Origin of the sequence: Corallococcus sp. CA049B, assembly GCF_003611685.1 — a bacterium.
Classification (GTDB): Bacteria; Myxococcota; Myxococcia; order Myxococcales; family Myxococcaceae; genus Corallococcus; species Corallococcus coralloides.
On sequence record NZ_RAWC01000114.1, the window covers coordinates 16919 to 28102 of the forward strand.

The window sequence follows — 11184 nt, forward strand, 5'->3', positions numbered from 1 at the left end:
GCCCTGCACCTACGGCTTCGCGACGGGCTTCGCCTGAGCGAACACGCCGTCCTTCCACTGATAGACCTCGCGCTCCGTAACCTTCCGCGGCTTGCCTTCTTCCTCTTCCTCGACGCTCGTACGGACCACCAGCGCCCGCTTCGCGGCTGCCTGGAAGGAGACCGTGAACGTGCTCTCGTTCGGGGGATCCATCAGCCCCCCCAGCTCCAGCGCCAGCTTCGCCTTGCCGAGCACCCCCGGCTTCCCATCCGGCCCGGTGTAGCTCACATAGGACGTGACGAAGTCGCCACACCGCTCCGGCGCGGAGTCCAGTTGCAGCAGCGTCACGCCCGCCTCCTTCGCGGGGACCAGCTTCACCGTCACCGGGCCGCCCCGCCCTCCGCCGTAGTCCGTGGACGCGACCGCCACGTCCACGCTGCTCACCCGGCGAGGCGGCTTCACGTTCGGCTCCAGCACGCGCACGCGCGCCTTGAACTCGTTGCTCATCACCACCGTGGCCACCTCCAGCTCGCCGTCCCCGTCCAGGTCGGCCTCGAAGCGGAACGGCGTGAGCGTGTTGCCGAAGACCCAACCCGTGACGGGAGCCGCGCCTGGAGCCGCCTTCGCGTCCACGACGGCCACCTGGTACCAGCTGTTGATGTACTCGCCGACCGTCGCGCGAGCCCCCGCCTTCAGCACCCGCACGGGCGTGCCCAGCATCAGCGTCCGCACCACGCCCGCGTCCGCCGCCGCGCTCGCGCGCAGGTTCGCCTCGTCCACGCCCAGGTAGAGCGTCTGGCCCGCCGTGAAGGCAGTGAACGAGAAGCCCGCTGGATCCGGCGCGCTCTCCTCCGTCAGCGGCGAGCTGTATTCGAGCACCGCGTCCGAAGCCGGGGGGGTCTGGGCCAGGGTGAGGGACAGGAGGAGCGCGGGCGTCGTCAGCATCACGAAAGGGTCCGGAAGTGGGGGTTCCCGGGTTTATCCCCCGTCCACGCCCACCATCCAAGGGGCCCTCCGGTCCCTGGCTTCGTCGTTTGGAGCGCAAGCAGGGCCAGGACGGACGCCCGCCCCCTTGTCAGCGGAGCGCGCTGGAGGGTCCGGCCGTGGGTGGCCCCTGCTCCAAGGCCTCGTTACCTCTAGAGGACCGTGGCCACCGCGACCCACCAGGAACGAACGCCGCTGGTTTCCGTGACGCCGCAGGGCCTGTATTGCCAGGCGGGGAACTTCTACATCGACCCATGGCGTCCGGTGGAGCGGGCGCTCGTCACGCACGCGCACGGCGACCACGCCCGGAGCGGGAGCAAACGCTATCTGGGGGCAGCCCCTGGCCGGGGCCTGTTGCAGCGCCGCCTGGGGGCGGACGCGGTCATCGACACGCTGGAGTACGGAGAGAAGCTGACCGTGGGCGACACCACCGTGAGCTTCCACCCGGCGGGCCACGTGCTGGGCAGCGCTCAAATCCGCGTCGAGCACCGGGGCGAGGTGTGGATCATCTCCGGCGACTACAAGCGCACGCCGGACCCCACGTGCGCGCCCTTCGAAGTGGTGCGCTGCCACACCTTCATCACCGAGGCGACGTTCGGCCTGCCCATCTACCGCTGGGATGACACGGGCCTCGTAGCCCGGGACATCCTGCGCTGGTGGGACGCGAACCGCGAGGCGGGCCGCTCCGCGGTGCTGTTCTGCTACGCGCTGGGCAAGGCACAGCGTCTCTTGGCGGAGCTGGGGAAGCTGACGGACCGGCCAGCCTACGTGCACGGCGCGGTGAACGGGCTCGTCACCGCGTACCGCGAGGCGGGCATCGCGATGCTGCCCACGCAGATGGTGTCGGAGACGGAGAAGGGCACGTCCTTCGCGGGCGCGCTGGTGCTGGCGCCGCCGAGCGCGGCCGGCTCCACGTGGATGCGCCGCTTCGGTGAAGCGGAGACGGGCTTCGCGTCGGGGTGGATGCGCGTGCGCGGCAATCGTCGCCGTCGAGGCTACGACCGGGGCTTCGTGCTCTCCGACCACGCGGACTGGCCGGACCTCTTGCGCACGGTGGCGGACACGCAGGCGGAGAAGGTGCTGGTCACGCACGGCTACACCGACCCCTTGTCGCACTATCTGCGGGAGCGGGGCGTAGATGCCTCGCCGCTCGCCACGCCCTTCGAGGGTGAAGCGGAGGACTGACGCGTGCGAGCCCTGGCCGACCTCTACGACACGCTCGACCAGACGACCTCCACCAACGCGAAGGTGGAGGCGATGGCGCGCTACTTCCAGACGGCGCCGCCGGAGGACGCCGCCTGGGGCCTGTTCTTCCTCACGGGTCAGAAGCTCAAGCGGCTGCTCACGTCGAAGCTGCTGGTGGGCTGGACGCAGGAGCTCACGGGCATCCCGGACTGGCTCTTCGACGAGGTCTATGCGTCGGTGGGAGACCTGGCGGAGGTGATTGCCCTGCTGCTCGACGGAGCGAACCTCCCGCCCGAGCACGCCGAGGAGCTCCCCCTCTCACGCTGGCTGGAAGAGCGCCTGTTGCCCCTGCGTGGCCTGGACGCGGCGGAGCAGCGCGAGCGCGTGGTGGGCTGGTGGAAGTCCATGCCCCGCCGCGAGCTGTTCCTCCTCAACAAGATGCTCACAGGCGAACTGCGCGTGGGCGTGTCCAACACGCTGGTGGTGCGAGCCATCGCGCAGGTCACCGGCCTGCCTCCGCCCAGCGTGGCGCACCGGCTGATGGGCACCTGGACGCCGACAAAGGCGTTCTTCGAACAGCTCGTGGCGCCAGACGTATCGGACGGGCACGTGTCGCGCCCCTATCCGTACTACCTCGCGTCGCCGCTGGAGCAGTCGGCGGAGTCGCTGGGCGAATTGAGCGACTGGCTCGTCGAGTGGAAGTGGGACGGCATCCGGGGACAGCTCATCCGCCGCCAGGGCGATGTGTTCCTCTGGAGCCGGGGCGAGGAGCTGATCACCGAACGCTTCCCCGAAATCACCGAAGCCTCCCGGGCCCTGCCCGAAGGCACGGTGCTCGACGGCGAGGTGATGGCCTACGAGGACGGCGTCCCCCTGCCCTTCGCGCGGCTCCAGCGCCGCATTGGCAGACAGAAGCTCACGCCCAAGGTGCTGGCGGAGGCCCCCGCGGCGTTCGTCGTCTACGACCTGCTGGAGCAGGCCGGAAAGGACGTGCGCGAACTGCCCCTGCGCGAGCGCCGCGCGAGGCTGGAGGCCCTGCTCAAGGACCACCCGCGCTTCCCCATCTCCCCTACGGTGACGGCCTCTTCGTGGGAGGCGCTGGCGGAGCTGCGCAAGGAGTCCCGCGCGCGCAACGTCGAGGGCCTGATGATCAAGCGCCTGGACTCGGTGTACCAGACGGGGCGCAAGCGCGGCGACTGGTGGAAGTGGAAGATCGACCCGTACACGGTGGACGCGGTGCTGCTCTACGCGCATCCAGGCCACGGCCGGCGCTCGTCGCTCTACACGGACTACACCTTCGCGGTGTGGAACGGCGAGGACCTGCTGCCGGTGACGAAGGCCTACTCGGGCCTCACCGACGAGGAGATTGGAAGGCTGGACCGGTGGATCCGAGCGCACACGCGGGAGAAGTTCGGCCCGGTGCGCTCGGTGGATCCGGAGCAGGTGTTCGAGCTGCACTTCGAAGCCATCGCGCCGTCTCCACGCCACAAGTCGGGCATCGCCCTGCGCTTCCCACGCATCGCCCGCTGGCGCGCGGACAAGACGGCGAGGGACGCGGACACGCTCGACTCGTTGAAGGGGCTGCTGCATGCAGCCCACTAGGCCCCGTCGCAATCGCATGCGCGGCAAGCACGCGCCGGAGAAGCAGGCGGAGAAGCCCGTACGAACCCGAGCGAAGAAGCCCGCGCCCCGGAGCCCATCCCCCTACAAAGGCACGCCGCTGGAGCAACTCCGCCAGTGGTTCGCCTCCAAGGGCTGGACGCCCTACGCCTTCCAGGAAGAAGCCTGGGCCGCCTACGCGAGAGGAGACAGCGGCCTCATCCACGTGCCCACCGGCGCGGGAAAGACGTACGCGGCCTACCTCGGCCCGCTGGCGGACGTGGCGGAGCGCAACCAGCAGGGCCTCCAAATCCTCTACCTCACGCCACTGCGAGCGGTGTCACGTGACGTGGAGCAGGCCCTGCGCGAACCGCTGATGGCCTTGGACGCGGACCTGGAGGTGGAGAGCCGCACGGGCGACACGTCCTCCTCCGTGCGCCAGCGTCAGCGCGAACGTCTGCCCCAGGTGCTCATCACCACGCCGGAATCCCTGTCGCTCCTCCTGACCCAGGAGCAGGCCGCGGAGAACTTCGCCTCACTGCGCGCCGTCATCGTGGACGAGTGGCACGAACTGCTCGCCTCCAAGCGAGGCACCCAGGTGGAGCTGGCCCTGGCCCGCCTGCGCCACTTCGCACCGGGCCTGCGCATCTGGGCGCTGTCCGCCACGCTCGCCAACCTGGAGGAAGCCGCGCGCACCGTCGTGGGCACGGACCGCAAGCCCACGCTGGTGAGCGCGGATCTACAGCGCCCGGTGGACATGGAGACGCTGTTGCCAGAAGAGGTGGACACCTTCCCGTGGGCCGGGCACCTGGGCTTCACCCTGTTGCCGCGCGTGGCGGACCGGTTGGATCCCACGCAGTCCACGCTCCTCTTCACCAACACCCGCTCACAAGCGGAGCGCTGGTTCGAAGGCCTGCGCTTCCTGCGCCCCGAATGGGAACACCTCCTCGCGCTGCACCACGGCTCCATCGACCGCGAGGAGCGCGAGCGCGTGGAGGGAGGCCTCAAGGACGGAAGCCTGCGCCTCGTCGTGTGCACGTCCTCGCTGGACCTGGGCGTGGACTTCGGCCCGGTGGAGCGCGTCATCCAGATAGGAAGTCCCAAGGGCATTGGCCGCACGCTCCAGCGCGCGGGCCGCAGCGCGCACCGCCCCGGAGCCACCTGCCGCATCCTCTTCGTCCCCACGCACGCGCTCGAACTGGTGGAGATGGCCGCCGCCCGCGACGCCATCGCGCACCGGGAGGTGGAGCCGCGCACGCCCCTGTCCAAGCCGCTCGACGTGCTGGCCCAGCACCTGGTGACGTGCGCGTTGGGAGGAGGCTTCACCCGCGAGGCCCTGCGCGAAGAGGTCCGCACCGCCACGAGCTACGCGTCCCTCACCGATGAGGAGTTCGACCAGGCCCTCACCGTGGTGCGAGAGGGAGGCCCCACGCTGCGCGCCTACCCGGAGTTCCGCCGCGTGGTGGAGGTGGACGGCCGCTTCCGCGTGCCCGACGCGCGCCTCGCCCGGCTGCACCGGCTCAACATCGGAACCATCACGTCGGACGCGTCCGTGCAGCTGCGCTACTGGAGCGGCGGCACCCTGGGCACGGTGGAGGAGTCCTACGTCAGCCGCCTGAAGCCCGGAGACACCTTCCTCTTCGCGGGCCGCCGGCTGGAGTTCAGCCGCTTCAAGGACATGACGGCGTACGTGAAGCCCGCGAAGGCCAAGGCCACCCAGACGCCGCGCTGGGGCGGCAGCCGCCTGCCCCTGTCCACCTCGCTCGCGTCCGCGATGCGCCGCACGCTGGAGGCCGCGCGCCAGGGCGACGTCACCCGGGACGAGATCGCCGCCGCCTGGCCCATCCTCGACGCGCAGGCCCGCCTGTCGCGCATCCCCGGCGACGGCCGCTGTCTCGCGGAAACCTGCCGCACGCGGGACGGCTACCACCTCTTCCTCTATCCCTTTGAAGGAAGGCTCGTGCACGAAGGCCTGGCGGCGCTGCTCGCCCTGCGCCTCACGCGCCTGCGGAAGGCCACCTTCAGCCTGTCCGTGAACGACTACGGCCTGGAGCTGATCACCTCCACGCCCTTCCCCTTCGATGAAGCCCTGCGCCCGGCCCTCTTCACCCGCGAGCACCTGGTGGAGGACATCCTGGAGAGCGTGAACCTGAGCGAGCTCGCGCGCCGGCAGTTCCGCGACATCGCCCGCGTGGCCGGGCTGGTGATGCCGGGCCTGCCCGGAGCGCGCAAATCCACCCGCCAGGTCCAGGCCAGCGCCGCGCTCCTCTATGACGTCTTCGTGAAGTACGACCCGGACAACCTCCTGCTGCGCCAGGCGCGCCGCGAGGTGCTGGAGCACCAGTTCGAACAGGGCCGGCTCACCCGCACCCTGGAGCGCCTGGAGGCACACCCCGTCGAGGTCGTCCACGTCCACCGGCCGTCGCCGCTGGGCTTCCCGCTCGTCGTCGAGCGCATCAGCGCCAGCGTGTCCAACGAATCCCTGCTGGACCGCGTGCAGCGCCTCAAGGAGCGATGGTCCCAGGCCGATGCCAGACCCGCGTAGCGGACACGGACGTGGAGCTGCTCCCGGAACGGGCCTTGCACTGGCCCCAGGCCAGCGTGCTCGCGGTGGCCGACCTGCACTGGGGCAAGACCGAGTCCTTCCAGCAGCACGGCATCCCCCTCCCCCTGGGGGTCCTGGATGACGACCTGGCCCGGCTCTCCTCCGCCCTCACCGCCACCGGCGCCCGGCGCCTCCTCTTGGTGGGGGACCTGGTGCACTCGCGCCAGGGGCTCACCGCGGACGTCATCAGTCGCGTGAATACCTGGCGCGAAGCGCATGCATCACTAGAAGTCGTGCTGATACGCGGCAACCACGACCGCCACGTGCGGACCCTTCCGCCCTCCTGGAGGATGGAGGACCGCGCGGAGGTATTGGACGAAGGCCCGTTCCGCTTCGCCCACCACCCGGAGCCGGCCGCCGGGCGCTACGTCTGGGCGGGGCACCTCCACCCCATGGTGCGGCTGTCGGGCGGGGCGGACCGGCTGCGGCTGCCCTGCTTCCACCTGGGCCCCGGCGTGGGCGTCCTGCCCGCGTTCAGCGCCTTCACGGGAGGTGTGGACATGCGGCGGGGCAAGAAGGACCGCGTCTACGCCGTCGCCGGTACCACGGTGGTGGAGCTCTAGCGCCATGAGCTCCGGCGACCCGGACTCCGAGTCGCCGCGATTCATGCGTGGCGCGCACCGTCGCACCCTGTAGCGCGCGCCCTGAGAGGAATTGATCACAGAGGGAAACGCGCCTTCGCGCAAAGCTCCCTTCCGATCGCCAGAAGCGGGATTCATCACCGCGCGCGGACAACTTGTCGCAACCGCCCCGGAAGGTGCTAAGCGCTCCTTATTCCCACTCCCCACAGAATGGTTGACACTGCCGTGCTCATGAATGATGGTCCCGCGCCGCATTGGGTCGGGAAGTTCATGAGGGACCCGCGCCCACGGCACCATCCTAGAGGTTCGTTGGACGTGACTGCCTTGCCGTCTGAGCGCCAGGAGCCACCCCCCGCCCGGTCCACCGGGACCGGGACGGCCCCCCTGACTTCCGCGCCGAACGGTTTTCCCGCGTCCACCCCTGCTTTCATGTCGCCTTCAGTCCCCTTGCCCCTGGTCCTGGTATGAGCGGCCCTCTCTTCCCACGCTGGACGAATACGGTGTCGCGCCTGTCGGCCGCGATGCTCCTCGCCGTGCCCGCCATCGCCATCGGCGGCCTCTTGGCCTACGTGCGCAGCCCGCTCGTGACCAATCAGGCCCGCCCGGTGGAACAGCCCATCGAGTTCGACCACCGGCACCACGCCGGTGACGAGCAGATCGACTGTCGCTACTGCCACTGGACGGTGGAGAAGTCCCCGTCGGCGGGCATCCCCTCCACCACCGTGTGCATGTCCTGCCACGCGCAGGTGTGGAACAAGAGCCCGTACCTCACCGAGGTCCGCAAGGCGTTCTTCGCTGACCAGCCCATCCCCTGGGTCCGCGTCCACAACCTGCCGGACTTCGTCTACTTCAACCACTCCATCCACGTGGGCAAGGGCGTCGGCTGCGCCACCTGCCACGGCCGCGTGGACCAGATGGGCGCCATCGAGCAGTCCGCGCCGCTGACGATGAGCTGGTGCCTGGACTGCCACCGCAACCCCGGCCCCAACCTCCGGCCCCCGGAGTTCATCACCAGCATGACCTGGGCGCCCCCGGCGGATAAGGCGGAAGCCTCGGCCCTCGCCGAGACGCTCATCAAGGAATACGACGTTCACTCGCGCACGAGCTGCTCCACATGCCACCGATGAACACCAAGCCTGACAGCGCGCCCGCGCAGGAAACCCCCTCGTCCTTCGCGCTCCCGGTCGTCTCGGGCCGCAACGAGGCCGCCCCCCACGCTCACTCCCATGACGACGTCGTGGGTGAAGCGCTCGAGCACGCCTCCACCCGCGCCGTCCCGGCGGAGGGCGCGTACGGCAAGACGTACTGGCTCGGCCTGGAGGAGAAGCTCGCCACGCCGGAGTTCCTGGAGGAGACCCGCCCGGAGTTCCCCGTCGGCGCGGACCTTCCCCCCACCGGCTTCGCCCGCCGCGAGTTCATGCAGCTGATGGGCGCGTCGCTCGCCCTGGCCGGCGCCACCGCGTGCAGCACCCGTCCGCAGGATGAGCGGATGGTGGCGTACACGAAGACGCCGCCGGAAGTGACCCCGGGCAACCCGCTGCACTACGCGTCCGGCATGACGCTCGGAGGCCACACCTCCGGCCTGCTCATCACCGCGCGCGAAGGCCGCCCGGTGAAGATCGAAGGCAACCCCCAGCACCCCATCAACCAGGGCGCTGCCGGCGTCTTCGAGCAGGCGTTCCTGCTCTCGCTCTATGACCCGCAGCGCGCCCGCGTGCTGCGCCAGGGCAACAACCCCCGCTCGCTGCGCGTGCTGGCCGAGGACATCTCCACCCTCGTGAGCCAGAGGGCCGCGGCCGACGGTGGCAGCCGCCTGCGCTTCCTCACGGAGCCCATCAGCTCGCCGACGCTGCGCGACGTGACGGGCCGCATTCAGAAGAAGCTGCCCAACGCGCGCTTCCACACGTTCTCGTCCATCACGGACTCCGCCGCCGCGCAGGCGAACCGCGCGCTGTTCGGCCAGCCGGTCCAGGCCGTCTACGACCTGAGCCGCGCGGACGTCATCGTCTCCCTGGACGCGGACTTCCTGGAGAGCCGCCCGGAGAACCTGGCCCTCAACCGCCAGTTCGCGGACCGCCGCGACCCGAAGAACGGCGAGCTCAACCGCCTGTACGTGGCGGAGTCCCGCATGTCCATCACGGGCGGCATGGCGGACCACCGCAAGCGCGTGAAGTCCGCCGAGGTCTTCGGCATCGCCGCCGCGCTGGCGCAGGCCGTGGGTGGCCCCGCCGCCAGCCTGGGCGCCGCCGCGTCCGGCAAGGCCGGCTCGCTGAGCCCGGAGACCCAGTCGTGGGTGCAGGCCGTGGCCCAGGACCTCAGGTCCAAGGCCGGCCGCTCCGTGGTGCTCGCCGGTGAGCGCCAGCCCGCCGCCGTGCACGCGCTGGCGCAGGCCATCAACGCCGCGCTGGGCAACGTGGGCACCACCGTGAAGCTCGTCCCGGCCGCCGCCCCGGAGGCCTCGGGCCTGTCGGAGATCAGCGCGCTGGTCGCGGACATCAAGGCCGGCAAGGTGGACACGCTGGTCATCACCGCCACCAACCCCGTCTACGCCCTGCCAGTGGACGCGGGCCTGGCGGAGGTGCTGGACCCCAAGCAGAACGCCAACCGCAAGGCGCTGTCCGTCCTGTACGCGGGCCACTACGAGGACGAGACCTCCAAGTTCGCCGACTGGTTCGTGCCCCTGGCACACCAGCTGGAGACCTGGAGCGACGGCCGCGCGGTGGACGGCACCGTCAGCATCGCGCAGCCCCTCATCCAGCCGCTCTTCAACGGCGTGCCGGAAGCGGAGCTGTACGCGCTGTTCCTCGACGAGCCCTTCCGCCCCGCCTACCAGATGGTGCGCGACTACTGGGCCGCGCAGGGTGGCGAGGCCGGCCGCGCCGACTTCGAGACCCGCTGGGAGACCTGGGTCTCCGAGGGCGTCGTCCCCGGCAGCGTCGCCGCCGCGCTGACGGCCTCCCCGGACACGGGCGCCGCCTCGCAGCTGGTCGCCGCCTACCAGCCGCCCGCGGCCGGTGAGCTGGAGATCAACTTCGTCCACGACTACCGCGTCCTGGACGGCCGGTTCGGCAACAACGCATGGCTCCAGGAGACGCCGGATCCCATCACGAAGATCGTCTGGGAGAACGCCGCCATCCTCAGCCCGGCCACCGCCAAGCGGCTCGGCCTGGAGAACAACCACGTCGCGGAGCTGGAGTACGGCGGGCGCAAGCTGCAGGTCCCCGTCACCATCCTCCCCGGCAACGCGGACGACACCGTCACCGTGGCCCTGGGCTACGGCCGCACCGGCCTCCATGAGGTCGTGGCCAAGGACATCGGCTTCAACGCCAACCTGCTGCGCAGCGTGAACGCCCCCTGGTTCGACGGCGGCGCCAAGCTGACCAAGGTCCGCGGCAGCCACAAGTTCGCCCGCACCCAGTACCACTGGCGCATGGAGGGCCGCCCGCTGGCGCTCGACATGTCCGTCAGCGAGCTGGCGCACCCGTCGAAGGAGACGGAGCACACGCTGGAGCGCGTCCAGGCCAAGCACGAGCTGGGCAAGCAGAACAACCTGCCCGACTTCGACTACGCCAAGACGCCGCAGGAGGGCTACAAGTGGGGCATGTCCATCGACCTGTCGCGCTGCACGGGCTGCAACGCGTGCGTCGTGGCGTGCCAGGCGGAGAACAACATCCCCGTCGTGGGCAAGGAGCAGGTGGGCCGCGGCCGTGAGATGAACTGGCTGCGCATCGACCGCTACTTCCAGGGCGATGAGAACGACCCCGCCATGGTCATGCAGCCCGTCGCGTGCGTGCACTGCGAGAAGGCCCCCTGCGAGTACGTCTGCCCGGTGAACGCCACCGTGCACTCGGACGAGGGCCTCAACGACATGGTGTACAACCGCTGCATCGGCACGCGGTACTGCTCCAACAACTGCCCGTACAAGGTCCGCCGCTTCAACTACCTGCACTACACGCAGGGCAAGACGCCGACCGAGAAGATGCTGATGAACCCGGACGTCACGGTGCGCAACCGCGGCGTCATGGAGAAGTGCACCTACTGCGTGCAGCGCATCGAGCGGGTCCGCATCAACGCCCGCGTCGAGAAGCGCCTCATCCAGGAGAAGGAGCTCCAGACGGCGTGCCAGCAGACCTGCCCCACGCAGGCCATCGCCTTCGGCTCCCTGGCGGACCCCGCCCAGCGCGTCACCCAGCTCCACGAGGACGAGCGTGCCTACCGGCTCCTGCACGAGCTGGGCACCCGCCCCCGTAC

The 11184-nt window shown here is 70.1% G+C and carries 7 protein-coding genes; 6 read left to right on the top strand and 1 reads right to left on the bottom strand.

Features of this window, described 5'->3' with window-relative positions; genetic code table 11:
* Window positions 1–9: 9 nt before the first annotated feature.
* Window positions 10–924 carry an SH3 domain-containing protein gene (locus tag D7W82_RS23425; RefSeq protein ID WP_233587893.1) on the bottom strand — a complete coding sequence of 305 codons (915 nt, stop codon included), beginning with the start codon at window positions 922–924 and terminating at the stop codon, window positions 10–12.
* A 201-nt stretch (window positions 925–1125) separates the two neighbouring features.
* Between D7W82_RS23425 and D7W82_RS23430 the strand changes: the two genes are divergently transcribed.
* The 6 genes from D7W82_RS23430 to D7W82_RS23455 form a co-directional block, all read left to right on the top strand.
* On the top strand, window positions 1126–2148 hold the full coding sequence (locus tag D7W82_RS23430) for a ligase-associated DNA damage response exonuclease (RefSeq protein WP_120620479.1): 1023 nt from the start codon (window positions 1126–1128) through the stop codon (window positions 2146–2148).
* 3 nt (window positions 2149–2151) lie between these two features.
* Complete coding sequence (locus D7W82_RS23435; protein WP_120620480.1) at window positions 2152–3750, top strand: ATP-dependent DNA ligase; 1599 nt, start codon at window positions 2152–2154, stop codon at window positions 3748–3750.
* 16 nt (window positions 3751–3766) lie between these two features.
* Window positions 3767–6292, top strand: a complete 2526-nt coding sequence (locus D7W82_RS23440; protein WP_233587894.1) for a ligase-associated DNA damage response DEXH box helicase — start codon at window positions 3767–3769, stop codon at window positions 6290–6292.
* Window positions 6262–6915, top strand: coding sequence for a ligase-associated DNA damage response endonuclease PdeM (pdeM, locus tag D7W82_RS23445; protein ID WP_120620482.1), 654 nt, complete (start codon window positions 6262–6264; stop codon window positions 6913–6915). The genes D7W82_RS23440 and pdeM overlap by 31 nt, the downstream gene beginning before the upstream one ends.
* Window positions 6916–7397: 482 nt before the next feature.
* Complete coding sequence (locus tag D7W82_RS23450; RefSeq protein WP_120620483.1) at window positions 7398–8060, top strand: cytochrome c3 family protein; 663 nt, start codon at window positions 7398–7400, stop codon at window positions 8058–8060.
* On the top strand, window positions 8057–11184 hold a 3128-nt coding region (locus D7W82_RS23455), incomplete at its 3' end, for a TAT-variant-translocated molybdopterin oxidoreductase (protein ID WP_120620486.1). The genes D7W82_RS23450 and D7W82_RS23455, both read left to right, overlap by 4 nt.

Excerpts from the sequence above, each read along its gene's own strand:
- D7W82_RS23425 (WP_233587893.1), bottom strand. The coding sequence starts at position 924 with ATGCTGACGACGCCCGCGCTCCTCCTGTCCCTCACCCTGGCCCAGACC.
- D7W82_RS23440 (WP_233587894.1), top strand. The coding sequence starts at position 3,767 with ATGCGCGGCAAGCACGCGCCGGAGAAGCAGGCGGAGAAGCCCGTACGA.
- pdeM (WP_120620482.1), top strand. The coding sequence starts at position 6,262 with ATGGTCCCAGGCCGATGCCAGACCCGCGTAGCGGACACGGACGTGGAG.
- D7W82_RS23450 (WP_120620483.1), top strand. The coding sequence starts at position 7,398 with ATGAGCGGCCCTCTCTTCCCACGCTGGACGAATACGGTGTCGCGCCTG.